This is a genomic window from Bradyrhizobium sp. ISRA430 (assembly GCF_029909975.1).
Classification (GTDB): domain Bacteria; phylum Pseudomonadota; class Alphaproteobacteria; order Rhizobiales; family Xanthobacteraceae; genus Bradyrhizobium.
The window spans coordinates 8086043-8110959 of the sequence record NZ_CP094516.1; the positions used below are offsets into that span (position 1 = coordinate 8086043).

General features: G+C 63.5%; 22 protein-coding genes. 11 read left to right on the forward strand and 11 right to left on the reverse strand.

The genetic code is table 11. From position 1 onward, the window contains the following. Positions 1 to 15 precede the first annotated feature (15 nt). Together MTX21_RS37815 and MTX21_RS37820 are read left to right on the forward strand one after the other, a co-directional pair. Entirely contained in the window at positions 16 to 900 is an 885-nt protein-coding gene (locus tag MTX21_RS37815; RefSeq protein WP_280969516.1) for a substrate-binding domain-containing protein, read from the forward strand. Further along, the gene (locus tag MTX21_RS37820) at positions 897 to 1454 is read left to right on the forward strand and encodes a PQQ-dependent catabolism-associated CXXCW motif protein (protein ID WP_280969517.1); all 558 of its coding nucleotides are present in this window, start codon (positions 897 to 899) and stop codon (positions 1452 to 1454) included. Before MTX21_RS37815 ends, MTX21_RS37820 begins: the two co-directional genes overlap by 4 nt. Positions 1455 to 1642: 188 nt before the next feature. On the opposite strand, the gene MTX21_RS37825 is transcribed toward MTX21_RS37820, so the two are convergent. The 6 genes from MTX21_RS37825 to MTX21_RS37850 form a co-directional block, all read right to left on the reverse strand. Continuing rightward, a complete protein-coding gene (locus MTX21_RS37825; RefSeq protein WP_280969518.1) occupies positions 1643 to 1942 on the reverse strand; it encodes a copper-binding protein in 300 nt (99 codons plus the stop codon). Between the two features lie 125 nt (positions 1943 to 2067). Then, positions 2068 to 2679 (reverse strand): hypothetical protein, encoded by a 612-nt coding sequence (locus tag MTX21_RS37830; protein ID WP_280969519.1) that lies wholly within the window; start codon positions 2677 to 2679, stop codon positions 2068 to 2070. After that, positions 2676 to 3530 carry an ABC transporter permease gene (locus MTX21_RS37835; RefSeq protein WP_280969520.1) on the reverse strand — a complete coding sequence of 285 codons (855 nt, stop codon included), beginning with the start codon at positions 3528 to 3530 and terminating at the stop codon, positions 2676 to 2678. The genes MTX21_RS37830 and MTX21_RS37835 overlap by 4 nt, the downstream gene beginning before the upstream one ends. Continuing rightward, positions 3527 to 4336 (reverse strand): ABC transporter ATP-binding protein, encoded by an 810-nt coding sequence (locus MTX21_RS37840; protein WP_280969521.1) that lies wholly within the window; start codon positions 4334 to 4336, stop codon positions 3527 to 3529. The genes MTX21_RS37835 and MTX21_RS37840 overlap by 4 nt, the downstream gene beginning before the upstream one ends. Then, positions 4333 to 5301 (reverse strand): YVTN family beta-propeller repeat protein, encoded by a 969-nt coding sequence (locus MTX21_RS37845; protein ID WP_280970917.1) that lies wholly within the window; start codon positions 5299 to 5301, stop codon positions 4333 to 4335. Before MTX21_RS37845 ends, MTX21_RS37840 begins: the two co-directional genes overlap by 4 nt. 8 nt (positions 5302 to 5309) lie before the next feature. Next, the gene (locus MTX21_RS37850) at positions 5310 to 6491 is read right to left on the reverse strand and encodes an ABC transporter substrate-binding protein (RefSeq protein ID WP_280969522.1); all 1182 of its coding nucleotides are present in this window, start codon (positions 6489 to 6491) and stop codon (positions 5310 to 5312) included. A 130-nt stretch (positions 6492 to 6621) separates the two neighbouring features. Here MTX21_RS37850 and MTX21_RS37855 point away from each other — a divergent pair, with 130 nt between their 5' ends. Both MTX21_RS37855 and MTX21_RS37860 read left to right on the forward strand, forming a co-directional pair. After that, entirely contained in the window at positions 6622 to 7125 is a 504-nt protein-coding gene (locus MTX21_RS37855) for a DUF3280 domain-containing protein (RefSeq protein WP_280971350.1), read from the forward strand. A gap of 105 nt (positions 7126 to 7230) precedes the next feature. Continuing rightward, positions 7231 to 8190 carry an IS5 family transposase gene (locus MTX21_RS37860; protein WP_280964961.1) on the forward strand — a complete coding sequence of 320 codons (960 nt, stop codon included), beginning with the start codon at positions 7231 to 7233 and terminating at the stop codon, positions 8188 to 8190. Positions 8191 to 8472: 282 nt separating this feature from the next. Here MTX21_RS37860 and fghA read toward each other — a convergent pair whose 3' ends face one another. Both fghA and MTX21_RS37870 read right to left on the reverse strand, forming a co-directional pair. Continuing rightward, positions 8473 to 9318, reverse strand: coding sequence for an S-formylglutathione hydrolase (fghA, locus tag MTX21_RS37865; RefSeq protein WP_280969524.1), 846 nt, complete (start codon positions 9316 to 9318; stop codon positions 8473 to 8475). A 78-nt stretch (positions 9319 to 9396) separates the two neighbouring features. Beyond that, positions 9397 to 10017, reverse strand: a complete 621-nt coding sequence (locus MTX21_RS37870) for a response regulator transcription factor (RefSeq protein WP_280969525.1) — start codon at positions 10015 to 10017, stop codon at positions 9397 to 9399. Positions 10018 to 10219: 202 nt separating this feature from the next. Here MTX21_RS37870 and MTX21_RS37875 point away from each other — a divergent pair, with 202 nt between their 5' ends. From MTX21_RS37875 to MTX21_RS37885, 3 genes are all read left to right on the forward strand, one after another. Continuing rightward, the gene (locus MTX21_RS37875) at positions 10220 to 11584 is read left to right on the forward strand and encodes a histidine kinase (RefSeq protein WP_280969526.1); all 1365 of its coding nucleotides are present in this window, start codon (positions 10220 to 10222) and stop codon (positions 11582 to 11584) included. A gap of 157 nt (positions 11585 to 11741) precedes the next feature. Then, positions 11742 to 14180, forward strand: coding sequence for a TonB-dependent receptor (locus MTX21_RS37880; RefSeq protein WP_280969527.1), 2439 nt, complete (start codon positions 11742 to 11744; stop codon positions 14178 to 14180). Between the two features lie 277 nt (positions 14181 to 14457). Beyond that, a complete protein-coding gene (locus MTX21_RS37885; RefSeq protein ID WP_280969528.1) occupies positions 14458 to 15519 on the forward strand; it encodes a transporter substrate-binding domain-containing protein in 1062 nt (353 codons plus the stop codon). Positions 15520 to 15591: 72 nt separating this feature from the next. On the opposite strand, the gene MTX21_RS37890 is transcribed toward MTX21_RS37885, so the two are convergent. Continuing rightward, positions 15592 to 15792 (reverse strand): hypothetical protein, encoded by a 201-nt coding sequence (locus MTX21_RS37890; protein ID WP_280969529.1) that lies wholly within the window; start codon positions 15790 to 15792, stop codon positions 15592 to 15594. 995 nt (positions 15793 to 16787) lie between these two features. On the opposite strand from MTX21_RS37890, the gene MTX21_RS37895 reads away from it, so the two are divergent. The 4 genes from MTX21_RS37895 (at position 16788) to MTX21_RS37910 (ending at position 21622) form a co-directional block, all read left to right on the forward strand. Further along, positions 16788 to 17705, forward strand: a complete 918-nt coding sequence (locus tag MTX21_RS37895; RefSeq protein WP_280969530.1) for a helix-turn-helix domain-containing protein — start codon at positions 16788 to 16790, stop codon at positions 17703 to 17705. Between the two features lie 394 nt (positions 17706 to 18099). Beyond that, positions 18100 to 19563 carry a GH1 family beta-glucosidase gene (locus tag MTX21_RS37900; protein WP_280969531.1) on the forward strand — a complete coding sequence of 488 codons (1464 nt, stop codon included), beginning with the start codon at positions 18100 to 18102 and terminating at the stop codon, positions 19561 to 19563. 242 nt (positions 19564 to 19805) lie between these two features. Continuing rightward, a complete protein-coding gene (locus tag MTX21_RS37905; RefSeq protein WP_280969532.1) occupies positions 19806 to 21038 on the forward strand; it encodes an acetyl-CoA C-acetyltransferase in 1233 nt (410 codons plus the stop codon). Positions 21039 to 21319: 281 nt separating this feature from the next. Then, the gene (locus MTX21_RS37910) at positions 21320 to 21622 is read left to right on the forward strand and encodes an HU family DNA-binding protein (protein WP_280969533.1); all 303 of its coding nucleotides are present in this window, start codon (positions 21320 to 21322) and stop codon (positions 21620 to 21622) included. Positions 21623 to 21857: 235 nt separating this feature from the next. Here the strand turns inward: MTX21_RS37910 and lon are convergent, their stop codons facing one another. Both lon and MTX21_RS37920 read right to left on the reverse strand, forming a co-directional pair. Further along, complete coding sequence (gene lon, locus MTX21_RS37915) at positions 21858 to 24236, reverse strand: endopeptidase La (protein ID WP_280969534.1); 2379 nt, start codon at positions 24234 to 24236, stop codon at positions 21858 to 21860. Positions 24237 to 24245: 9 nt separating this feature from the next. Then, positions 24246 to 24629, reverse strand: a complete 384-nt coding sequence (locus tag MTX21_RS37920) for an Hsp20/alpha crystallin family protein (protein WP_280969535.1) — start codon at positions 24627 to 24629, stop codon at positions 24246 to 24248. Positions 24630 to 24917: the final 288 nt, after the last annotated feature.

Genomic DNA, 24917 nt, shown 5'->3' on the forward strand with positions numbered 1-24917 from the left:
CGAGGAGGAAGCGCGATGACGGAGGCCGGACGACATCGTCGCTGGTTGCTTTCGCTGTGGGTGATGGTCGTGTCTTGCGTGCTGAGCGGCGTAGCCGTGGCGCAGACCAACGACAGCGGCGATCTCTCGTTCGAGCTGATCGACCCGAAGGTGCTGCGCGTTTGCGCCGATCCGCGCAATCTGCCTTTCTCCAATGAAAAGGGCGAGGGCTTTGAGAACAAGCTCGCCGAGCTGCTCGCCCAAAAACTCCAGAAGACGCTCGATTACGTGTACTTCCCGCAGGCCACCGGCTTCGTGCGCATGACGCTGGGCGCGCATCGCTGCGATGTCATCATGGGCTTTCCGCAAGGCGATGACCTCGTGCAGGGCACCAATCCCTATTACCGCACGACCTACGCGCTGGTCGCGAAGGCGGGCAGCGGGCTCGAGGACGTCGATACGCTCGAGGACGCGCGGCTCAAGGGCAAGCACATCGGCATCATCGCCGGCACGCCGCCGGCGACCAACATGGCCCTCGCCGGCCTGATGGGCGATGCAAAGCCCTATCCGCTGATGATCGACACGCGTTTCGACAACTCTGCCAAGGCGATGATCGACGATCTCGCGGCCGGCACGATCGACGCCGGCGTGCTGTGGGGGCCGATGGCGGGGTTCTATGCGAAACAGACCGGGGCCTCGCTTCATGTCACGCCGCTGGTGAAGGAAACCACAGGGCCGAAGCTCGTCTATCGCATCGGCATGGGTGTACGTCCCGCCGACCAGAACTGGAAGCGGCAGCTCAACAAACTGATCCAGGAGAACCAGGGCGAGATCAACAAGATCCTGCTCGACTTCGGCGTCCCGCTGCTCGACGAGAGCGACCGGCCGCTCGGTGCGGAGACGGCCAAGAAGACGCCATGAGGCGAATTCTCGCGGTTGCGCTCGTCGCCGCCGCGCTGGCGGCGCCGGCGTCCGGGCAGCAGCGGGAGCCTTTCGAGCCAGAGGGCTATCGCACCGACAATTATCGCGCGCCGGTGCCGGCGACGTTGGAAGGCGCGCACGTGCTCACGACCGCGGAAGCCGAGGCGATCTGGCGTGCGAAGAGCGCCGCCTTCGTCGATGTGCTGCCGCGTCCGCCGAAGCCGAAGAACCTTCCCGCAGGCACCGTCTGGCGCGATACGCCGCGCAAAAACATTCCCGGCAGCATCTGGCTGCCCGATACGGGCTATGGCGCGCTGCCGCCGGCGATGGACGCGTATTTCCAGCGCGGCCTCGCACATGCGACGCGCGGCAACAAGACCGCGCCGCTTGTGATCTATTGCCAGGCCGATTGCTGGATGTCCTGGAATGCCGCCAAACGCGCGCTCGCTTACGGCTATTCCAACGTCGCCTGGTATCCCGACGGCACCGACGGCTGGGAGCGCGCAGGCCTTCCCATCGAAGAGGCGCAGCCAGAACCGCGCCCCGAGCAGTGAGGAGCTCAAATTGGACCGAACTGCACCACCGCGCGCAGATGCACTTCCTCTCCCCGCTTGCGGGGAGAGGGTTGGACTCTCCTCGAGGGCGGTGAGAGTTGGACTCGCAGAGACTCTCCATCACCCGGAATCCGCGCTTCGCGCGAATTCCGACCTCTCCGCGCAAGCGGGGCGAGGTGAAGACCCGACTACTGCTTCTGAAGCTTGGTGAGCGTCCCGGTGCCGTCTGTAGCGGTCGCAGTGTACGTCACCCTGTCGCCGGCGTGGACGCTTTCGAGCATGCCGGCGTCCTTCGCCTTGTACTCCTGAAGGGAGCCGGCACCGCCGGCGCTGCCGCCGACCGTTCCCTTCTGCATCTGCTGAATCGAGATCGTGTTGTTGAGCCGGTCGATCCTCGTGATCATTCCGTTCATGTCGTCAGCGAACGCCGGCGACGCTAACATGCCGATGGCCGCAGCCCCCGCGAAGATGAATTTTGCTGTTCCCATCGAGGCCTCCCGACGTCAAGGATTCACTTCGACAAGACATCATAAATCGATTTGGTTCCGGCAGATAGCGCGGCAAAAGCGGGGCCGATCCGGGAACTTTTTGTGAGCGGTCAGCCAGGCTGACGCTATTCCATTTCCTGCTGGATCACGCGTCCGAGCGCAAACAGGCGCTGGTCGATCGTGGTCGGAACTTCGCAGACGAACCGCACCACCTTGCGCCGGTCCTCGAAAATGCGGGTCTCCCAGATCAACTGATTGCTGAGCTCTTCGACCTTGGTCTGGTCACGCGGCGTCGCGCCCTGGAGCGCCTGGAGTTGCAAGGTCTCTTCGCGGATCTTGTCGGCGGCTTCGCGCTGCTTGCGGCTGACGCGTTCGAGGCCACTCATGACCGAGGAACGCTGGGCGTTGAGCGTGTCGAACAGGCCCGCAAACAGCAGCTTGGCATTCGCAGTCTTGTCGGCAGAGGCGGCCAAAAATTCCTTTACCGACTTCTCGGCCTCGTCCAGCGGCGTCTTCCGCGCTGCGAGCTTCGAGACCAGTGCGCTGACCTTCGCGTCATCCTTCCATTTGTTCTGGACATCGTCGAGCGGCGGCCCGGCCCAGACGGCGGCGAGCGAGATGTCCGGAACCTTGGCCTGCGTGCAGGGCCAGTCGGGATAGCGCGGATCGGCCGCGTGCGCCGCAGTACTGGCAACCGCCAGCGCCAGAGCCGCCATGGTTACGATCCCAAATTTCATCCTTCGCCTCCTGCGGGCCCGCGCCGTGCCAGCCCGCGCGACGGATCATAGGCGAAAATCGCACCGATCATGAAGACGATTGTGCAGGTCGCGACCACCGCCAGCGAGATCCAGTTGATCTGTCCATACAGCGCGAAGCGGATCAGCTCGACCGCATGGGTGAACGGATTGGCTTGGCAGAGGTAATAGAGATAGGGGCTGCCTTCCTGCACCCGCCAGAGCGGGTAGAGCGCGGAGGAGGCGAAGAACATCGGGAAGATCACGAAGTTCATCACGCCGGCAAAATTCTCGAGCTGCTTGATGCCGGAGGAGATCAGCATGCCGAGCGAGCCGAGCATCAGCCCGGACAGGATCAGCGCCGGCAGCACGGTGAGATAGCCGACCGGGGGCGGGGTGATGTCCCAGAACCAGGCGATCAGGAGGAACGCATAGACCTGGAGCAGCGACACCGCGGTGCCTGCAAGCAGCTTGCAGAACAACAGGAACCAGCGCGGCAGCGGGCTCACCAGCAGCGTGCGCATATTTCCCATCTCGCGGTCATAGACCATCGAGAGCGAGGACTGCATGCCGTTGAAGAGCTGGATCATCGCGATCAGCCCGGGCGCGATGTAGACCTCGTAGAGAATGTAGGTCTCGTAAGGTGGGATGATCGAGATGCCGAGCACCTGGCGGAAGCCGGCCGCGAAGATGAACAGCCATACCAGGGGGCGCACCAGCGCGGAGACGAAGCGCTCGCGCTGATGCAGGAAGCGCAGCCCCTCGCGCCAGACGATGCCGGTGAGGCAGGTCATGTATTCGCCGAACGAGAAGCCGCGCGTCGTGTCGTCGTGGCGTGCGGTGACGCTGCTCATGCGCCGCCTCCCGGCATGACCTGGGCGCCGGTCAGGCGCATGAAGGCGGTGTTGACGTCCTGTGCGCCTGCTTCGGCCACGACGCGGCCGACTGGCCCGTTCGCCAGCACCTTGCCCTGGTGCAGCACCACGAGGTCATCGGTCGCCGTGATCTCGTCGAACAGGTGGGTCGCCCAGAGCACGCCGATGCCTTGCTCCGTCACGAGCTGGCGGACATGGCTGATGATGTCCGCCCGCGCCTTGACGTCGAGGCCGACGGTCGGCTCGTCCAGCAGCAACAGGCGCGGCAGGTGCAGCAGCGCCCGCGCGATCTCCAGCCGCCGCATCTGACCGCCGGAGAGATCGCGCACCTTGCTGCCGGCGCGCTCGGCGAGCCCGATGCGGCCGAGCAGCTCCGCGCTGCGCGCGGCCGCCTCGCGCCGGCTGATGCCGTGGAGCGCGGCGTGATAGAGCAGGTTCTGCGTCAGCGACAGGTCGAGATCGAGCGTGCGCGGTTGGAACACGACGCCGAGCAGCCGCAGTGCTTCGCCGGGCGAGCTGCTGATGTCATGGCCGAAAATGCCGATGCGGCCGCTCTGGATGCCGAACAGGCGCGTGATCAGCGAGAACAGCGTGCTCTTGCCCGCACCGTTGAGGCCGAGCAGCGCGGTAAAGCTTGCCGGCGCGACGCTGAAGGAGACGTCGATCAGCGCGCGGCGCGTCCCATAGGCATGGCTGACGCCGTCGATCGACAATGCAGGCACGGCGGCCGGACCAGGCTTCGGCGCAGCCTCGCGTGGTTCGGCGATGGGAGCAGGGCTGGTCATGGCGCGATCGTGATACCCCAGGGCAGTTCGCCCACCTGAATCGTCTTGATTACCTTTTGCGCGGCGACGTCGATCACCGAGACGTCGTTCGACACGCCGTTGGTGGTGAGCAGGTATTTTTCGTCCGGCGTGAACGCCATGTGCCAGACGCGCTGGCCGACCAAGAGATATTTCGTCACCTTGCGCGTCGCGGTGTCGACCACGGCTATGCGGTTGGCAGGTCCGAGCGCGATGAAGGCCGTCTTGTCGTCCTTGGTCATGCCGATGCCGACCGGCTGGATCGCCTCGCGGCGCAGGCCCGGAATCTCGAACGTGACCTTGCCGATCACCTCATGCTTCCTGGGATCGATCACCGACACTGTGCCGCCGATCTCCGAGGACACCCACAGTTCCGAGCTGTCATGCTTGAATTCGGCAAAGCGCGGCCGCGCGTCGACCAGCACGTTGGCGACGATCTGGCGTGACGACGTGTCGATGAAATGCGCCATGTTGGTCGTTTCCGACGTGTTGATCAGCGTCTTGCCGTCGGGGCTGATGGTCATGCCCTCGGGCTCTACACCGACCTGGATGTCGCCGAGCCGCGCGCGCTTCTCCAGGTCAATCACGGTCACGGTATTGTCGTTCTCGTTCGCGACATAGAGGGTCTTGCCGGCGGCGTCCTGGGCGAACAACTCCGGATCGGGGCCCGAGGGCAGGCTGTCTACGACCGCCTGCGTCTTGGCGTCGATCACCTGGATGGTGTCATCGTCGCCGACCGCGACCATCACGAACTTGCCGTCGCGCGTGAACTCGATGCCGCGCGGACGCTGGCCGACCTTGATGGTCTTGGCCACCGTCCAGCTCTCGGTGTCGATTACCGAGACGGTGTTGCTCTTCTCGTTCGAGACATAGGCAATGAACGCATGCGCCGGCGCCGCCGCGAGCGCCAGTCCAGAAAGCAGCCCCACACGCCACATGCGCGACATCATCGTCCTCATTTCAGCTTGCATTTGCTCTCCGGGCGATCATAGCCGAGCGTGTCGAGCTCGGAGACCTGATGCAGAAATCCTTCCTGCGGCGAGACCGACACCACCATTCGGCCGTCGACCAGCAGGATCGGCTGGCGAAGCTGCAGGTTCCAGTCGCGCAGGGTCAGCCGCGTGCCCTTGAAGGCGGCGACCGAGAAATCCGGCCCCTTGATGAAGTCGGTCACCTTCTTGACGTCACCGGAATTGGTGCGCGAGGTGGCTTCGCCAATCATGCGCGCTGCGGTCCAGGCCTGCATGTCGAGCGCCGTCATCCGCCGCGAGTTCAGCTTCATGAAGCGGTTCTGCATCTGGATGGCGCCCCACTGGTCCTGCGCCGCGTCCCAGCTTCGCGGCATGAGGCCGGCCGAACCGGCGACGGGGCGCGGATCCCAGGTGCGATAGGGCAGGTAAGCGCCGAATACCTCGCTCTCGTCGGCGGCGACCAGCACGTCGTAGGCCGGCGCCTGCTGCGTGAACACAGGCATCTGGCGCTGGATCAGCGTCACGCCGCTATCGGTGCGCCGTGCGCCGCCGGTGTCTTCAAAAGTGCGCTCCTGCACGATCTTGGCGCCGAATCGTGTGGCGGCGCGGCGTAGCGCATCGGCATAGAGCTTGTCCTCGTCATGCGAGCCGACCACGAGTAGCCAGCGCTTCCACTGCTTCCACACCAGATACTGGCCGAGCGCGTCCGCAAGCATCGATCGCGTCGGCGCGGTGTGGATGACGTTGGCGCGGCAATCGGTCTCCCGCAGCCGCTCGTCGATCGCGCCGGCGTTGAAGATCAGCGTGCCGCGCTCGCGCAAGGCATCCGCGACCTTCAGCAGGGCATCGGCCGGGAGATCGGCGATGATGAAGGCGTTCTTCTCGGCGAGCGCGGTCGCGGCCTGGACCGGGTCCTCGCCTTCCTTCAGGCGGCGCTCCTCCAGCGTGAAACGCTGGTTGAGGAATTTTCCAGTGGTGTTGTTGTCCTCAATCGCGAGCCGGGCGCCGGCGACCCCGTCATTCTCCGCGGGCTGCTCGACCAGCGAGAGGGTCGATTTGGTGCCGGCGACGCCGAGATAGCCGACGCCGATCTCGATAGGGGTGGCCGCGAGCGTCTGCGTCGCCGCAAGACTCAAAGCCAGCAGGCCGACCAACCATCGGATCATGTATCCTCCGTCTCGTCCTCCCCGGCTTGACCGCCGGTGGAGAATTGTTTCTCTTGGAAGCATGACCGATTTGGCAAGGCTTGCAACCCCGCATTTCGTCCTCGTGCGCGCGAGGGCTGGAATCACGATCATGCGAGTGCTGCTGTCGATCGCCGTCTTGCCGTTGACGGCATCATTCGCCTTCGCCGATCCGCCGAAACTTGCGGTGTTCGATTTCGAGCTGATCGACACCAGCCTGCCCGGCGAGTTCTACGGATCGAAGCCGGAGCTCGAGCGGGCCGGGCGCATCAGTGAGCAGCTCCGCAAGGAACTGGCGCAGTCAGGCAAGTTCCAGGTGCTCGACATCGCACCCGTCCGCGACGCCGCCCATCACAGCAATCTGCAGGCCTGCGGCGGCTGCGATCTCAAGCTCGCCGGACAGTTGGGCGCCGATGTCGAGATCACCGGCGTGGTGCAGAAGGTCTCGAACCTGATCATCAACCTGAACATCTATCTGCGCGATGTGAAGAGCGGAAACATGATCACGGTCGCCAGCGCCGACATGCGCGGCAATACCGACGAATCCTGGACCCGCACGATGAGCTATCTCGTCCGCAACCGCCTGCTCGCGCCGAATTACGGAAAGCCGGAGTAGGTGGCGGAAATCTCGCCGCGATGACGGTGTACCCTCTCCCCTTGCGGGCCTGTTGCGTAATCCCACGACTGTGATTCTCTAGGGCAGAGCCCTGGAGGACTGACGATGGCGGTGAAGCAGACGGGGCAGCCGAGTTTTATTGAGGCGTGGCTGCCGAAGGGAGCCGGTGCCAATGCGGCGCTGGATCGGTTGTCGAGCTTGGTCAAATGGTACCGGTTCGAGAAGCTGATGGCGCATTTGCGGGATGAAGGAAGCCCTGGCCGCCCGGGCTATCCGGTGCTGGTGCTGTTTCGCGCGCTGCTGTTGCAGTCGCTCTATGGTCTTTCGGAGCGCGAGCTCGAGGAGGCGCTGGGGGACCGCTTGTCGTTCAAGCGCTTCGTGGGTCTCAGTCTCGAAGATGCGACGCCTGATCACACGGTCCTGAACCGCTTCCGGAACCAGCTTGTTGAGCAAGGGCTGCTGGACAAGCTGTTTGGTGAGCTCGATCGTCAGCTTGAGAATGCTGGTGTCATCCTGAAGCGCGGCACGATGCTGGATGCGACATTGATCCAGGCGGTGTCAGCGCCTCCGACGCAAGAACAGCCGTCGAAGGATCCCGATGCCCGGTTTGCCAAGCGGCAAGGCAAAAGCGGCTCGACCTTCGGTTACAAGGCTCACATGGGTGTCGATGAGGGCTCCGGCCTGATCCGGTCGGTGCTGACCACGCCCGCCAATATCAACGACACGACGCCTGCGGACGATCTGATCCGCGGCGACGAAGCCGTGGTGTGGGCCGATGCCGCCTATGACACCCATGCCAGGCGGGCCCGGCTGAAAGCTGAAGGCAAAAAGCCCCGCATCGCACGTCGTCCCAACAGGCATCACCCGGAGCTGCCGCCGAGGCTCAAACGCTACAACCTTCTCATCGCCCGACGACGGGCAACGGTGGAGACCACCTTCGCCACCCTCAAACGCCGCATGCGACTGACCTGCATCCGTTATGTCGGTCTTGCCAAAGCAAGCGGGCAAGTCCTGCTCGCCTCCATCGCGTTCAACATGAGGAAATGGGCTGCGATCACAGCCTGAGCCGCCCGCCGAGGGCACCAGCCGACCCCTTCGTCGGCCCGCTACCCCGGCAACCAGCTTCTCCCCTGACCTGTCTCGGCCTCAAAAGCCAGTAGCGCAACAGGCCCCTTGCGGGAGAGGGTGGCTTCGCGAAAGCGAAGCCGGGTGAGGGGTCTCTATCCGCGCATGAGTCTCTCGCATCGAGCTTGCGGATGGAGACCCCTCATCCGGCGCTTCGCGCCACCTTCTCCCACAAGGGGAAGAAGGGAGGGCAGCGTGCCATGAGGCCGCGGAAAATGACCTCTACGCCGCCAGCCGCCCCGCGTGCCAGTGCAGATGGTCGCTCATGAAGGTGGAGATGAAATAGTAGCTGTGATCGTAGCCTGCCTGGCGGCGCAGCGTAAGCGGGATGTTGGCCTTGGTGCAGGCGGCCTGCAGCAGCTCGGGACGAAGCTGCTCTTTGAGGAAATTGTCGGCATCGCCATAGTCGACCAGGAAGCCGGAAAACTTTGCACCGTCCTCGATCAGCGCCACCGTGTCGTGGCTGCGCCAGGCATCCTTGTCGGGGCCGAGATAGCCGGTGAGCGCCTTGATGCCCCACGGGACCTGGGACGGCGCGACGATCGGGGCGAAGGCGCTCGCCGCGCGATAGCGGTGCGGATTGCGCAGTGCGACCGTCAGCGCGCCGTGGCCGCCCATGGAATGGCCCATCACCGACTGCCGCTTGGCGTCGACTGGAAAATTCTCCGCCACGAGTTTCGGCAGCTCGTCGGTGACGTAGCTCCACATGCGATAGTTGCGCGCGAACGGCTCTTGCGTGGCGTCGACATAGAAGCCGGCCCCTAAGCCGAAATCATAGGCGTTGTTGGGATCGCCCGGCACGTCCGCCCCGCGCGGGCTGGTGTCCGGCGCCACGAAGATCAGGCCGAGCTCGGCGCAGGCGCGGCGGAATTCGCCCTTTTCGGTGACGTTGGCATGCGTGCAGGTGAGGCCGGAGAGATACCAGACCACCGGCAGCTTCACGCCCTCGGGGTGCGGCGGCACATAGACCGAGAACACCATGTCGGTTCCGGTCGCTTGGCTCGCATGGCGATAGACGCCCTGCACGCCGCCGTAGGATTTGTTGGTCGAGACAGTCTGGATCGTCATGCCCTAAAAACTCCGTGGCATCTAACCACATCAACATTGCAACGCTTGTGTGACCGATATGTGCCTGCGCGCGCTTCGTCAGGCGACGCCGCTGTCGATCGCCAGCCGCACCAGCTCGACCGAGGTCTTGACGCCGAGCTTCTGGCGCATGATCGAGGAGGTGTTGGCCACCGTCTTGTAGGACGACTGCACCAGCCAGGCGATCTCGGACAGGCTCTTTCCTGCGCTGAGCAGCCGCAGGATCTCCATCTCGCGTGCGTTCAGTTTCGCCAGCGGATTTTGCGCCAGCGCGGGTCCGGCAAAAGCGATGCTGCGCGCGATCGCGCTCGGCAAATAGGTGCCGCCGTTGCCTACGGCCCGGATCGCCTCGACGAGGTCGTCGGGATCGCCGGTCTTGGAGACGTAGCCTTTGGCCCCGCACTCGATCGCGCGCGCGGCGAAGGCGGGGTCGTCGTTCATGCTGAACATGATGATGCGCGCCTCGGGAGCGCGTTCGAGGATGCGGCGCGCGAGCTCGAAGCCGGAGACCGTGGGCAGGTTGATATCGATCACGCAGATATCGGGGCGCTCGACGATGAAAACGCACTCGCCGCTTTCGGCATCGGCGGCCTCCAGGATGTCGATCTCGCCTTCGTCGGCCAGCACGGCACGGCAGCCGGAGGCGACGATGGGATGATCGTCGACAATCAGAATGCGCATAGGCGTTCCTCGCGACAGCACCGCGACCTGCTTTGCTTCGCATGGTTCGAAATGAGCCGGCGCCTGCTTTCGCTGCGCTCGTTCGGGCCATGCAACCCGCCGGGGATTGCTGTACGCTTGCGATTAGATATCGGGCGCTTCGGGTCTGTCAACGTCGTCGGACAGGCACGGGCAAACCTTCGCGGGGCAGCGGACACAACCAATGTGGCAAAATCTTTCCTTGCGCGGGCGCATCAACCTCCTGCTGGCGCTCCTGCTAGCGCTGGGGCTCGCCGTCAACATCGCCCGCCAGGTTGCGGAGGCGGGACCGCGCGTCCAGGCCGAGGACCAGAGCGTGATCCGGCTCGCGCGCGAGTTCATCGAGATGATCGTTGCCGATCTCAACGAAGCTCCCGATCCCGGCGCCAAGCTGAACCAGATCGCCCGCGACCTCAACCGCCTGCGGCATGTCAGCATCGCGCTTCGCGACGCCGACGGAAAACAGCTCACCCCGCCGCGGCTTGATGCCGACGACGACGCGCAAGGGCCGCCGGCCTGGTTCATCAGCCTGGTCCATCCCGAGCAGACCGCGGTCAGCGTGCCCGTCTCGATCCATGGCAAGGAGGGCTCGCTCGTGATCACTGCGCATCCCAATGACGAGATCGCCGAGATCTGGGATGCCATCGTCACGCAGCTCGAAGTCGGTTCGGTGATCGCGCTCGCGCTGTTTCTGGTGACCATGACCGTGGTCGGCCGGGCGCTCGAGCCGCTCCAGTCGCTGGCCCAAGCGATGGCCGAGCTCGAGGGTGGGCGCTACGGCGCGCGCGTCAAGCCGGGAGGCGCGCCCGAGCTCGCCGCGATCTGCGCCAAGCTCAATCATCTCGCGGCCACCCTGGGAGAGGCCGTCGAGGACAAGCGGCAGCTCGCCGAACGCGCGGTCTCGCTTCAGGACCTGGAACGCAAGGAGATCGCGCGCGAGCTGCATGACGAGTTCGGGCCTTATCTGTTCTCGCTGCGTGCCCATGCCAGCGCGCTGGCAAAATTGTCGGACGGACGCGCACCGAACGTGGAGGCTGTGCGCAGGCATGGCAGCGCCATGCTGGAGCAGATCAACGCGCTGCAGCAGTTCAATCGCCGTGTGCTGGAGCGCTTGAGGCCCGTCGGCCTCGCCGAGCTCGGCCTGCGCCAGGCGCTCGAATCGCTGTCGCGGTTGTGGCGGGAGTCGCATCCCGACGTCGCGATCAAGACCACGATCTCGCCGGCGCTTGGGGCCACCGGCGAGACCGCCGACCTCACCATCTACCGCATCGTGCAGGAGGCGCTTACCAATGTCTTTCGCCACGCCGGCGCGACCTCGGTCAACGTCGTCATCGAGCCGGTGGAACAGTCCGATGGTGTGCGCGACGGCCGCGGCTGCGCCCGGGTGCGGGTCAGCGACAACGGCCGCGGCATGGAGCCAGGGCAGAAGCTCGGTTTCGGTCTCGTCGGAATGCGCGAGCGGATTCTGGCACTGGGCGGCACTCTCAACATCGCGTCCGGGGAGGGGGGTGTCACCGTGGAGGCGCTGGTTCCGACGGCGGCAGCCTGATCGCGCCGGGCGCAATCGGGAAAAATTCCCGATATCGTCGGGAAGATGGGCGCGGAAATCGCCCGACCTTTTGTGGCTGGCGCGATCGCGACCGCCGACTACACTCGTTTCGACCAAAAGGTGCGGGTGGAACGGCAGGGATGGGCAAGCGTAGGGGATGGGCAAGCGTGCTTTGTTGATTGCCTCGGTGTCGACGGGGCTGGTCGCTGGGATCTTCTTCGGGACCGACGCGGGGGCCGCGCAGGACGAAGAAACCAACGTCCAGAATCTGCCGGCAGTCGAGGTGGTGGCGCCGGAGCCGGCCCCGAGGCGCCGTGTGAGGCGTGCCCCAGCGCGCGTCGCGGGCACTGCGAAGCCCAAGACCAAGCTTTACGTCTATCCGACCTCGCCGGGCTCCTCCGGCAGCATCGACGTCGACAAGATTCCCGCCAGTGTCAATGCGGTCGATGCAAACCAGATCAGGCGCGCCCGTTCGCCGGATATCGCCGTTGCCCTGCAGCAGTACGTGCCTGGTCTCAGCATCAACGAGGTGACCGGCAATCCATTCCAGCCCGATGTGCAGTTTCGCGGCTTCGTCGCTTCACCTCTGGCCGGCACGCCGCAGGGCCTTGCCGTCTACCAGAACGGCGTGCGCATCAACGAGGCCTTTTCCGACACTGTCAATTGGGATCTGATCCCAACTGCTGCGATCCGATCGGCGCTGGTCGTGACCAACAATCCCGCGTTCGGCCTCAATGCGCTCGGTGGCGCCATCGATCTGCAGATGAAGAACGGCTTCAACTATCAAGGTGCCGAGATCGACGTCATGGGCGGCTCATTCGGCCGCATCCAGGGCTCTGCACAATGGGGCAAGCAGGTCGACAATAACTGGGCGGTCTACGGAGCGCTCGAAGGCATTCACGACAATGGCTTCCGCAATTTCTCGTCGTCGGACGTCCGGCGCTTCTATGGCGACGTCGGGTATCGCTTTGAAGGCAACGAATTCCACCTCAACATGGGCCTCGCCAACAATTCCCTGGCGGGACCCAGCACCGTTCCGGCCGAATTGCTCCAGCAATATTGGGGTGCGACCTATACGACGCCGCAAACCACGTCCAATAAGGTCGGCTATCTCAACCTGACCGGCAAGGTGGAGGCGACGCCGACGTGGACCTTTGAGGGCACGGCGCATCTGCGGGGCTTCAGACAGAACACCAGGGACGGAAATCCGACCGACGCCCAGCCTTGTGCCGATCCGACGCTCCTGTGCTTTGGCAATGATACGGTCCCCGCTTTTGGCCTGAATGGCGCTCAGCTCGTCAATCCCTTTGCGCCGGATGCCGTACTCGGCGAGCTCGATCGCACCAGCACGAGATCGACCACGTTCGGCGTATCCGGGCAGGCGACCAACAGCGATCAGTTGTTCGGTCACGAGAACCGCTTCGTGGTCGGCGCAAGCTATGATGTCAGCAGCACTCGCTTCAACGGTAGCGCCGAATTGGCAACCATCGGCACGAACTATGTCGTCACGGGCAGCGGCCTATTCCTGGGCCAGTCCGGCGAACCGACATCGATTGGCCCCGTGTCGCTTCGCACCGTCAACCAATATCAGGGGCTCTATGCGCTCGACACGTTCAACGTGGACGATCGCTTTGCGGTGACGGCAGGCGGGCGGTTCAATGCGGCCCGTGTCACGCTGATGGACCAGCTCGGCACCGCGCTCAACGGCGATCATACCTATGATCGATTCAATCCGGTCATCGGCGGCACCTACAAGATCACGTCTGAAGTGACCGCTTATGCGGGCTATTCCGAAGCCAATCGTGTTCCGACGCCGCTCGAACTCGGCTGCGCCGATCCGACGAGGCCCTGCATCATCGGGCAATTCCTGATCGCCGATCCGCCACTGCAGCAGGTCGTCTCCAAGACCGTGGAAGCGGGCTTCCGCGGCACCAAGGAATTGAACATCGGCTCGCTCGGCTGGAAGATCGGCGCCTACCGCGCCACGAACTACAACGACATCCACGCGACCCCAATTCCGGGGTTGACGGGATTCGGCTTCTTCCAGAACGTCGGCCGGACACGCAGGCAGGGTATCGAAGCCGAGGTGAGCCTGAAGTCCAATGCGCTTCAGTTCCAGGCGAGCTACGCGTTCCTGGATGCGCGCTTCCTCGATGCGCTGCAGCTTGGCTCGGAGAGCCCGTTCGCCGACGCCGACGGCAACATCCAGGTCTTGCCGGGCAATCAGATTCCGCGCCTGCCGCGCCACCTCGTCAAGGCCAGTGTCGAATATGCCGTGACCGACGATTGGAAAGTCGGGGGTGACGCGCTCTTTGTCTCGAGCCAATATTTCGTCGGCGACGAGTCCAATCAGTTTCCGAAGCTGCCGTCCTACACCGTGTTCAATCTCCACACCTCCTATCAGATCACCAAGAACCTGCAGATCTACGGTCGCATCAACAACGTTTTCGACAACCGCTACTCGACCCTCGGCACCTTCTTCGACAGGGAAGCCCTGCCTAATTTCGCCAATGGCGGCGCGGAATTCACCGACCCGCGCTCGCTGAGCCCGGCCCGGCCGCGCGCGTTCTATGCGGGGATGCGCGTGACGTTCTAGGCTCGCCGTCGATTTCATGCGAAGCGGCGGGACGGACATTAGGACCATTTCGTAGAGGTCTCCGCGGAATTGCCAAATAGTCATGCTGCGCTTGGAGGCGAGGTATGCCTTGAGGTCCGCAGTGAATTCGTTGGATGAAGTTCCGTTAGCCCCACATGACCTGTGTCTGAACAAAGACGTTTCGTGCCAGACCGCCGCGGTGTGCGCCAATCGGCAGGATCCGACCTCTCGATCCAAACCGGCGGTATCGTCGCTTCGACCCGCCTTGTTGTGCCTCGTGTCGCTGACCATGCTTGCCTTTGGCCATGTGCTCCATGCCCAGGATGGAGCGGCCGCCGACAGGGAATTGGTAGTGGCGACCAAGGCGGCGCCACCGTTTGCGATCAAGCAATCGGATGGGACGTGGGGCGGTATCAGCATTGCGCTCTGGAAAAGGATCGCTGACCGGGAGCATCTGCGTTTTCGCCTGGTCGAGACCCAGAGCGTCCCGGACCTCTTGGACGGCGTCGCGAACGGCACTTTCGACGCCGGTGTTGCCGCCGTGACAGTGACTGCCGCGCGTGCACGCAACGTCGATTTTACTCAACCTTTTTACAACACCGGGCTTGGAATAGCGGTGCCGATCAATGAGAACCCGTGGGTCTCGATCGGGCGGGCGCTGCTTTCCTTCGGCTTCTTCCAGGCTGTCGGGGTGCTGCTCTGTTTCGCAATGGCGGTCGGCTTTCTCATTTGGATATTCGAGCGGCGGAAGACTGAACACTTCGGCGGCGGCGCCAAAGGGCTAGGCTCCAGCTTCTGGTGGTCGACGATCGCCATGACCCAGGCCGGAGCCGCCCAGAATGCTCCGGCAACCCTGCCGGGACGGATCGTCGCAATGGGGTGGATGATCGCTTCCGTCATCGCGATCGCCGTATTCACCGCTGGCATCACGTCCACCCTCACGCGCCGAGGGCTCGAGGGTGCCGTTCACGGCTTCAACGACCTGCGCTCGGTGCGTGTCGGCGCCGTCGCGAACTCTCCGACGACTGATTACCTCGGCCGTCAACGGCTTTCCTTTCGGACATTTCCGGACATTCAAACTGGCCTCTCCGCGCTCGGAGCCGGCAAGATAGATGCCTTCGTCCATGACAAGCCACTGCTGACCTGGATGGTTCGGAACGACTATTCGGCGTCGGTGCGTGTCGTCGAGACCAGCTTCAGCAGCGAGAGCTATGCGATCGTGCTGCCGAGAAACAGTGCCCTGCGGCCGAGGCTCGATCTCGCTGTCCTCGACCAAGTTGAAAGCGATTGGTGGCAACAAACGCTGTTCGAGAGCCTTGGAACTGCTCGATCGCCCTGACACAGCGATACCCCTTGGTTGCGGACGCCGTCCGCTACCGTGACGACCTGGCTGTCCGGTTCAAAGCGGCCGTCAGCTTCGTTTCCCAATCGGCTGATCCGGCAATTCGCCCGGCCGATAGTCGGGAAGGCGTCCGGCCGGAATGATCGACAAGAGCGACAGGCCGGCCATGATCAGCAGGCCGATCTCCAATGCACGCAGGCGCGAGTCCGTGTTGAGCCGCACGGATTCGGCGACTTGCAACGGCGTTGCCGTGCTCTTCTGGCGGCTCATTGAGCCAGATCAGAGCCTCTCGCGGTTCTAGAAACAAGACGCGCTCTTCCGCGGCCGATGGTGGCTGATCGCTGGAAAGGTAAAGGATGAAGCCCTTGTGATCGTCATGCAGTAGCGCTTCTTTGGCGCGCCTCTCCGCGAGAGACTGGGCATCGATGAACGGAATGGTTCGGGAGGAAATGAGCTGCACTTGAGGACTCAGCTTATTCTGAACGAACAGCGTCGCCGCCATGTTCCATCGACACCCACGAGTCTGACGGTGCGATTGTATTCGAACCGAATACGGTTTGCCTTTCGATTGCTTCCCATCATCGGCAATCCGCAATTCAAGAAATCATCCTCAGAACAGATGCGCTGCCTCCGTGCGCGTAACCTCAATAAGCTGATTGATTCTCGCCGACTGAGCCATCAACGTCGTCCTTGTCGTGTCATTCACGACGACCCGCCTAAGGATCATTCGAATGCATGTGTTTGCGAGATCAAGAATGAATATGGCCTGACGCAGGTCCTCCGTCGTTTGAATCTCCAGACCTTCAACCTGCGACAACAGAGCAGTGACGTTGCCCAGAACGTCGGACAGTCTCGGGCGTGAGGAGTTGGGGTCGGTTTTTCGTTGGTCAGGCCGATGAAATTTTAAGACCGTAGACATTGTCGCGATGCTCTCTCGCGTGTCGCAATCATTGCTATGATCGCTTCGCCTCAGCGGCTACTAAAAAAACAAAGTCGGAAAATCAAAGGAAGCTGTGCAATGCCAACGACGGCTGCGCTGATCTGCAATGAAATACCCGCGCTTTAAGGTAGAATCTCACACGAAAGCGGTTAAGAGGATTTATAAGTTTTTGGCAGCTAACAAAAACCGATATCGAAATTCGGCAGCCGTGGCGCGTCGCCACTAGAGCTCTATACGTAGTATTCCGGAGTCTCCAGAATCGCATTCGACTTTATTAGGATTGTTGGAGTGTCTTGACCCGAGACGGAGAAAGTTGGCTCTACCAGTGCTGACGCCAAAGATATTTCGCTTTACTGATCTCGATCAGTATCGAACGGCCGTGCGAAATCTAAAGGTCGAATTTACGCCCCTCGCGCGGAAAATCTCTGCTGAGCAAGTCATCCTGAATCTCCCGGGATGCGACATCAATTTCGCCAAATCGTTCCCGCGCATCGCCGATGGCGAGCTTGCTGAAAATTGCACGGCTATCGGGTTCTCGATGGACGACGGGTTTCCCATTCGCTTCAACGGAGTCGAAAGAGATCGGGCGGCTTTCGTGATGGGCAGCGGCGGCGCTGCATACTCCACGGTCGAACGAGCCGAGCGGAAATTCACATCAATTATTTTCACGCAGGAGATAGAGAATCGCGGCTGGCCCAGAAAAGGTCCGAACTGGAAAATGTTTGAAACGAGCATTGTGGCGCAGCATCGGCTGCGCGAGCTGGTGAGGCTCGTCTTGTCGACTTCCCCAAAGTTCACTGCTTGCGAGGTGGCTGACGCCTCCGTTGCGATCCGGGAGTCCCTGCTTGCCGGCGTTGATGCCGCGTTCGCTGAAGTGGTTGACGCAAGATGGGCCTCCCGGGGGAACTCCATCAAGCAGTTCAAAGTGTTTCGGAACATCCAGGCCGTGCTTTCCGGCAATATTGGGCGTCCGATCTATAGCGAAGAACTCGCGCGAGAACTTGGTATTTCCGTGCGGGCCATGCACGATGCCGTCCAGCGATACCAGGGTATGAGCCTGCATCGATATTTGCGGCTGAGACGTCTGTGGCTCGTCAGGCAAAAGCTGCTGGCCGGAGGAGAGAGCGTAAAGGCGTGTGCGCTCGCGTTTGGATTTTGGCACCTGGGCGACTTCGCCAGGAGTTATCGTCTTCACTTCGGTGAAACGCCTTCCGACACTCTGGTGAGATCACGTCAGCGGTGATGCGGCTGCCTGCTAACTAGCGGCCATCGAATTCGCGTCGGCCTCCTTGGGGCGTAGGGCTGAAGAGCGAGAGCCTAGGAGGCGCCCTGAGAGTCTTTGATCGCCAGCGCGACCGTTTCCCCCTCTCCCCTTGATGTGGGAGAGGCCGTCTCGCCGCGCAGCGGCGAGACGGGTGAGGGGCCTCCCTCCGCGCGTTCAACTCTCATCACTGAGTTCGCGGAGCAAGACCCCTCATCCGGCGCTTCGCGCCACCTTCTCCCACAAGAAGGGGAGAAGGGAGGGCAGTGTGCCGCGGGCCGCAATTCTGCATCCTCAATTCCGCGCAGCCTCTCTTCTCAAATGTCCCACGACCCGCCATTGTGCCGTCGCAACAGCGGTAAGTGGAGAAGCATCAATGTCGGACAACGTCTCGCGTCGCCAGTTCGCGAAACTCGCGGGGCTGTCCGCAGCGGGAATGACAAATCCGCTGGAGATGGCGGAGGCCAAGCCGGCAGCGCCGCCGCGCGCATCGGGCGGCTTTCCTCCCGGTTTCCTCTGGGGCACGGCGACGTCGTCCTATCAGGTCGAGGGCGCGGTCAATGAGGACGGGCGAGGGGCCTCGATCTGGGACACCTTCACTCGCGTCCCCGGCAAGATCGAGGACGGCAGCAATGGCGACCGCGCCAACGAGCACTACCACCGCTACAAGGACGACATCGGTCTGATCCGCGAGCTCGGCTGCAAGGCCTATCGCTTCTCGGTCGCCTGGCCGCGAGTGTTTCCCGACGGCGACGGCAGGCCGAACCCGAAGGGGCTCGACTTCTACAATCGCCTGATCGACGAGCTGCTCCGCAACGGCATCGAGCCGTGGCTGACGCTCTATCACTGGGACCTGCCGCAATCGCTCCAGGATCGCTTCGGCGGCTGGAGCTCGACCGAGACCTGCAAGGCGTTCGGCGATTATGCCGCCTATGTCGCCGAGCGTCTGACCGATCGCGTCAGGAACGTGTTCACTCTGAACGAGAGCGGCCGTTTCGTCTTTTTCGGCTACGGCAACGGCATCGATGCGCCTGGCATGATGCTGCCGCAAGCCGAGATCAACCAGATCAGGCACAACAGCGCGCTCGCGCATGGACTCGCCGTGCAGGCGGTGCGTGCCCACGGCCGCCGCGGCACGCGCGTTGGTCCGGCCGAGAACGTCGATGCCTGCATTCCCGCGATCGATACGCCCGAGCACGTCCGCGCCGCCGAGATCGCGCTGCGCGAGTTTAATGCCGGCTATCTCAACGTCATCATGGATGGCCGCTATACCGACGCCTTCCTGAAATTCGCGGGGCCCAATGCGCCGAGATACACCGACGCGGAATTGAAGATCATCTCCTCGCCGGTCGATTTCCTCGGTCTCAACATCTACGCGCCGCAGCACTATGTGGTGCCATCCGACCAGGGTGCGGGCTTTGCGCCGCTGCCGATCCCGAAATCGTTCCCGCACATGAACTCGGACTGGCTTCGCGTCGGGCCCGAGACGATCTATTGGGTGCCGAAGTTAGCTGCGAAGATCTGGAAGACCAGCGCGATCTATATCAGCGAGAACGGCGCCTCCGGCGACGACCAGGTCACGCCCGACGGCAAGATCTACGACACCGACCGCATCATGTATCTGCGCAACTATCTCGCGCAGCTCCAGCGCGCGACGGAGGAGGGCGTGCCGGTGCGTGGCTATTTCCTCTGGAGCCTGATGGACAATTTCGAGTGGGTCTTCGGCCTCAACAAGCGCTTCGGCCTCTACCACGTTAATTTCGACACCCAGGTCCGCACGCCAAAGCTCAGTGCAAGCTTCTACCGCAACGTGATCGCGAAGAATGCGGCGGGGGCGTAGTTCTGTCCCTCTCCCCGAGAGCTCTCGTACGGATTGCGCGATCATACATTGATGCAGGTGTTTTGCCCGACGTGTCAATTGGGTTCGCGAATGCGCCAAGTGTCATCCCGCTGCCGCATTTTCTACTTTGCATGGGGTTGTTTTTCATTTTTTTGCGCAGAAGGGGCGCGGTCCCCTCGCATTGACTCTCCTCTCCCCCTGATTCAAAACGCCCTCAACATCCATAAAGAAGAGGTAACGCCATGGCTGACGCGCTGATCATCGATGCCTGCAGGACGCCGCGGGGCGTCGGCAAGGCCGGCAAGGGGGCGCTCTCCGGCATTCATCCGCAGCAGTTGGGTGCAACCGTCCTGCGCGCGCTAGCGAACCGCACCGGGATCAACACGGCCGATGTCGACGACATCGTCTGGGGCTGCAGCGCGCAGGTCGCGACCCAAAGCGGAGATCTCGGGCGGATGTCGGCGCTCGATGCCGGCTACGACGTGCGCGCCAGCGCCGTGACGCTCGACCGCTTCTGCGGCTCCGGCATCACCAGCGTCAACATGGCGGCGGCCTCGATCATGGCGGGCGCGGAGGACCTCGTCATCGCCGGCGGCTGCGAGATGATGTCGATGGAGGGCCGGCGCGGCGGTGGTCCCATGATGATGGACTCCGGCAACTTGCGGCTTCGCGCCAGGCATCCGCAGTCGCATCAGGGCGTCTGCGCCGATGCGGTCGCGACGCTCGAAGGCATCACCCGGCAGGACGTCGACGCGCTCGGCCTCGAGAGCCAGAAGCGCGCCGCGCAAGCGATGGCCAGCGGCCACTTCAAGAAGAGCCTCGTACCGGTCCATCGCGAGGACGGCAGCCTTGCGCTCGACCATGAAGAGTATCCGCGGCCGCAGACCACGATGGAAGGGCTTAGCTCGCTGAAGCCCGCATTCCCCGCGATCGCCGACTATGCGCTCGACGACAAGGGCACGACCTATCGCGGCCTGATCCTGCAGAAATATCCGGACCTCAAGATCGACTTCGTGCATCACGCCGGTAACTCCTCCGGCGTCGTGGATGGCGCCGCCGCGATCCTGCTGGCCTCGCCCGCTTACGCCAAGGCGCATGGCCTGAAGCCGCGCGCCCGGGTCGTGGCGATGGCCAATATGGGGGACTCGCCGACGTTGATGCTGAACGCGCCGGTGCCGGCGACCCGCAAGGTGCTGGCGAAGGCGGGGCTCACCATCGACGATATCGACCTGTTCGAGATCAACGAGGCCTTTGCGGTGGTTACGGAGAAATACATCCGCGACCTCAAGCTCGACCGCGCCAAGGTCAACGTCAATGGCGGTTCGATCGCGCTCGGCCATCCCATCGGCGCCACCGGCTCGATCCTGATCGGCACCGTGCTGGACGAACTCGAACGGCGCGATCTCAAGCGCGGTCTCGTCACCATGTGCGCCGCCGGCGGCATGGCCCCGGCCATCATCATCGAGCGCGTCTAGCCTTATTTTCCAGGGTGAATCGCGACCGGCCTCGTATATGGAGGCCGGTCGTCGCTTGTCGAAGGCGTGGAATCAGCTTTAGCAAGGCGGCGTGCGGGCCTTTGAAACAAGGCAAAAACCCGCTGCCGAGGCTTCCTCCGCTCCGGAAGTGGCTAAAAAGCAGGGTTTTTTGCCACAGGGGGGCAAAAAAGCCCGTATTTTCGCGATAAAACTGTGCAGAAGGCTCTAGGCCTTCAACGGTTGGTCTAATATGCAACCGGCAACGAATCAGAGGAGACACGATGCCAACCCAACTTTCCAAATCGCAGTTGATCGAAAAGATTGCGAACGCCACCGAGCTTTCCAAGCGCGACGTCAAGAACGTCATGGAGACTCTGACGGACGTCGGCCACAAGGAGCTGAAGAAGAACGGCATCTTCCTGGTGCCGGGCTTCGCCAAGTTCGTGGTCATCAAGAAGCCCGCGACCAAGGCGCGCAAGGGCACCAACCCGTTCACGGGTGAAGAGATGATGTTCAAGGCCAAGCCGGCCCGGAAGATCGTCCGCGCCCGCCCGGTCAAGGCCGCCAAGGACGCCGTGGCCTAAGAAAGAAAAGGCCCCCTCTAAGGAGGGGGCCTTTTGTTTTGGGCGACCGCGAAGGCTTAAGGCGGAGGGGTCAGCCCTTGCGGCGCTTCACCCGGACCGGAACCGGCTGAAGCCGGGGCTGCGGAGCACCGGGCAGCACCTCCCGAAGCCGGTCGATTGCGCGATCGACCAATTGGCGCAGGCGCTGCGCCGTCCGCGACTTTCTCGCTCTTTCCAGTCGTTCGTTCATCTCACCTCACTCCGCCGCCTCGACCTTGGCCCCGGCCGGCTCGAGTGCCGCAGCGATCGCCTCGTCCACGCGCTCCAGCCAGATGAATTCGAGGTTGTCCCGCGCGCTCTTCGGGATGTCGTCGTAATCCCGCTTGTTGCGTGCCGGCAGCATCACCCGCTTCAACCCTGCGGCTGCAGCCGCCACCACCTTCTCCTTGATGCCGCCGACCGGGAGTACCAGACCGCGCAGCGAGATCTCGCCGGTCATCGCGGTGTCGCTGCGCACCGTACGGTTGGTGAGCAGCGAGGTCAGCGCGGTGAACATCGCCACGCCCGCGCTCGGTCCGTCTTTCGGGGTTGCGCCCGCCGGCACGTGGACGTGGATATCGCTCCGCTCGAACAGCGAAGGCTCGATCCCGAGCTGGGTGGCGCGGCTCTTCACCAGCGTCATCGCCGCCTGTACGCTCTCGCGCATGACGTCGCCGAGCTGGCCGGTCAGGATCAACCCGCCCTTGCCGGGAACGCGCGTCGCCTCGATGAACAGGATGTCGCCGCCGACCGGAGTCCAGGCGAGGCCCGTGGCCACGCCCGGAATGCTGGTGCGCAGCGCGATCTCGCCCTCGAAGCGCGGCTGGCCGAGCACGGTGCTGATATCCGTCGGGCTGATCACGACCTTCGCGACCGTGCCCTCGGCGACCTGCACCGCAGCGTAGCGGAACACCTTGCCGATCTCGCGCTCCAGCGAGCGCACGCCGGCCTCGCGGGTGTAGCCCTTGACGATCAGCTTCAGCGCCTCCGGCTCGATCTCGGCCTGCTCCGCCGTCAGCCCGTTGGCCTCGAGCTGCCGCCGCACCAGGTAGCGGCGCGCGATCTCGAGCTTCTCCTCCTCGGTGTAGCCGGCGAGGCTGATCAGCTCCATGCGGTCCAGCAGCGGGCCCGGAATCGACTCCAGCATGTTGGCGGTCGCGATGAAGACCACGCGCGACAGGTCGAACGGCACGCCGAGATAGTTGTCCCGGAACGTCCCGTTCTGCTCGGGGTCGAGCACCTCCAACATGGCGGCGGACGGATCGCCCTGCACACCGCGGCCCATCTTGTCGATCTCGTCCAGCATCATGACGCAGTTGCGGCTGCCTGCCTTCTTGATGCCCTGGATGATGTTGCCGGGCAGCGCGCCGATATAGGTGCGCCGGTGACCGCGGATCTCGGCCTCGTCATGCACGCCACCCAAGCTGACGCGCACGAAGGGGCGATCCATCGCGCGCGCGATGGATTGTCCGAGCGACGTCTTGCCGACGCCGGGCGGCCCGACGAAGCACAGGATCGGCGCCTTGCCCTGGGGAGCGAGCTTGCGCACCGCCAGATATTCGATGATCCGCCTCTTGATCTTCTCGAGGCCGAAGTGATCGGCGTCCAGGATGCGCCGGGCTTCCTTGATGTCGATCGGCTTCTCCTCGGGCAGCGCCCAGGGCAGTTCGATTAGCCAGTCGAGATAGGTACGGACCATGCCGGCTTCGCCGGCAGCTTCCGGCATGCGCTCGTAGCGCCGCAGCTCCTTCTTCGCATGCGCCTCCGCCTCCGGCGGCATGCCGGCCTTGGCTATCGCCGCGGTCAGCTCGGCGACTTCGGCCGCCTTGCCGTCGCCTTCGCCGAGCTGGCGCTGGATTGTGGCCATCTGCTCGCGCAGGATCGCCTCGCGCTGCCGCTCGTCGAAGGCGGCGCGGGTCTGCTGCCCGATCTCGTTGGAGATGCGCAACACCTCCAGCCGCTCGGCGAGCTGCTTCGACACCTTCTCGACGCGCAAGGCGAGATCGATGGTCTCCAGGATCTCCTGCTTGTCCTGCGGCTTGATGTCCATGAAGGAGGTCGCAAGGTCGGCGAGCGCGCCGGGCGCCGTGGTGGTCTGGAACATCGTGACCAGCTCCGGCGGCGCCTGCGGCAGCAGCTCGACGGCCTCGATTGCTTGGCGCTGCAAGTTCAGCGCGCGCGCCTCGATCTCCGGCGAGCTCGCGGCCGGCTCCGGAATCTGCTGCATCCGTGCAGCCAGAAATGGCGTGCCGGGCAGGAAGTCGAGGATGCGGGCGCGCTGCACGCCTTGGCAGACGACGTGATGGGTCCCGTCGGGCGCGGTGATGTAGCGCACGATGTTGGCGATGGTGGCAACCCGGTAGAGATCGTCCGGGCCGGGATCGTCGATCTCCGGATTGCGCTGCAGGAGGATACCGATCGGCCGCTGCTCGCGCAGCGCCTGCTGCGCGGCCGCGACCGACTTCGGACGGCCGACCGCGATCGGCGCGATCGCGCCGGGAAACAGCACCATCTCGCGGACGGGGATGATGATCAGCGCATCATCCGGGATGCTGACGGGTTCGGCGTTCGGCGTATTGTTCATCTGTTCGGCCATGATCGGACCTCAGGATTTGGCGAGGCGCAGTGCGACGCAGCCGTCCATCACGAAGCGGCTGATGGCATAGCGGCCGAGCGGAAGCGCGATGCGGCGCTCGAAACGTCCCTGCGGCAGTTCGAGTCGATGGATGCGGGCATTGCGCAGCTCCGAGGGCAGCGTGCGCTGGCCGGAGATGACGAGCGCGCCGTCATGGATCACCGTCTCCACATTGTCGGGATTAACGCCGGGAAGTGCGACCAGGATCAGGAGCTCATGCTCGGTCTCGAGTACGTCGATCGGCGGTTCCCAGCAAGCTTCCTGTCGGCCGAACTGCTGGCGCAGCCGCTCGGCGCGGGTCAGCGAGTCCAAGGCTTCGGAGAGCATCCAGTCGAGGGGATTTTTCGGTTGCATGGCAAGGCTCTGAGGAAGGCGCTTCGATTGGAAGTCCAGCATATGGGGACGGTTCCCCGGAAATCCAGCATTGCGCGTTCAGAGTATGCCCGGTCTGACTGACCGGGACCAGACTGCATCGGGCAGGAACGCTCGGATGAACCAGCGCCAAAGCAGGTTGGTCGAGAGATAGCTCAGCAGCATTCCGATTGCGCTGTCGCTTATTGTTCGTCTCCACTGATTTCCAAAGCGGTTCTGCTGGGCTAAGTCAGCCCGCCAGCCAGCGTTCCAGCACCCGAGGAGCACGCC

Excerpts from the sequence above, each read along its gene's own strand:
- MTX21_RS37815 (WP_280969516.1), top strand. The coding sequence starts at position 16 with ATGACGGAGGCCGGACGACATCGTCGCTGGTTGCTTTCGCTGTGGGTG.
- MTX21_RS37820 (WP_280969517.1), top strand. The coding sequence starts at position 897 with ATGAGGCGAATTCTCGCGGTTGCGCTCGTCGCCGCCGCGCTGGCGGCG.
- MTX21_RS37825 (WP_280969518.1), bottom strand. The coding sequence starts at position 1,942 with ATGGGAACAGCAAAATTCATCTTCGCGGGGGCTGCGGCCATCGGCATG.
- MTX21_RS37830 (WP_280969519.1), bottom strand. The coding sequence starts at position 2,679 with ATGAAATTTGGGATCGTAACCATGGCGGCTCTGGCGCTGGCGGTTGCC.
- MTX21_RS37835 (WP_280969520.1), bottom strand. The coding sequence starts at position 3,530 with ATGAGCAGCGTCACCGCACGCCACGACGACACGACGCGCGGCTTCTCG.
- MTX21_RS37840 (WP_280969521.1), bottom strand. The coding sequence starts at position 4,336 with ATGACCAGCCCTGCTCCCATCGCCGAACCACGCGAGGCTGCGCCGAAG.
- MTX21_RS37845 (WP_280970917.1), bottom strand. The coding sequence starts at position 5,301 with ATGTCGCGCATGTGGCGTGTGGGGCTGCTTTCTGGACTGGCGCTCGCG.
- MTX21_RS37850 (WP_280969522.1), bottom strand. The coding sequence starts at position 6,491 with ATGATCCGATGGTTGGTCGGCCTGCTGGCTTTGAGTCTTGCGGCGACG.
- MTX21_RS37855 (WP_280971350.1), top strand. The coding sequence starts at position 6,622 with ATGCGAGTGCTGCTGTCGATCGCCGTCTTGCCGTTGACGGCATCATTC.
- MTX21_RS37860 (WP_280964961.1), top strand. The coding sequence starts at position 7,231 with ATGGCGGTGAAGCAGACGGGGCAGCCGAGTTTTATTGAGGCGTGGCTG.
- fghA (WP_280969524.1), bottom strand. The coding sequence starts at position 9,318 with ATGACGATCCAGACTGTCTCGACCAACAAATCCTACGGCGGCGTGCAG.
- MTX21_RS37870 (WP_280969525.1), bottom strand. The coding sequence starts at position 10,017 with ATGCGCATTCTGATTGTCGACGATCATCCCATCGTCGCCTCCGGCTGC.
- MTX21_RS37875 (WP_280969526.1), top strand. The coding sequence starts at position 10,220 with ATGTGGCAAAATCTTTCCTTGCGCGGGCGCATCAACCTCCTGCTGGCG.
- MTX21_RS37880 (WP_280969527.1), top strand. The coding sequence starts at position 11,742 with ATGGGCAAGCGTGCTTTGTTGATTGCCTCGGTGTCGACGGGGCTGGTC.
- MTX21_RS37890 (WP_280969529.1), bottom strand. The coding sequence starts at position 15,792 with ATGAGCCGCCAGAAGAGCACGGCAACGCCGTTGCAAGTCGCCGAATCC.
- MTX21_RS37900 (WP_280969531.1), top strand. The coding sequence starts at position 18,100 with ATGTCGGACAACGTCTCGCGTCGCCAGTTCGCGAAACTCGCGGGGCTG.
- MTX21_RS37905 (WP_280969532.1), top strand. The coding sequence starts at position 19,806 with ATGGCTGACGCGCTGATCATCGATGCCTGCAGGACGCCGCGGGGCGTC.
- MTX21_RS37910 (WP_280969533.1), top strand. The coding sequence starts at position 21,320 with ATGCCAACCCAACTTTCCAAATCGCAGTTGATCGAAAAGATTGCGAAC.
- lon (WP_280969534.1), bottom strand. The coding sequence starts at position 24,236 with ATGGCCGAACAGATGAACAATACGCCGAACGCCGAACCCGTCAGCATC.
- MTX21_RS37920 (WP_280969535.1), bottom strand. The coding sequence starts at position 24,629 with ATGCAACCGAAAAATCCCCTCGACTGGATGCTCTCCGAAGCCTTGGAC.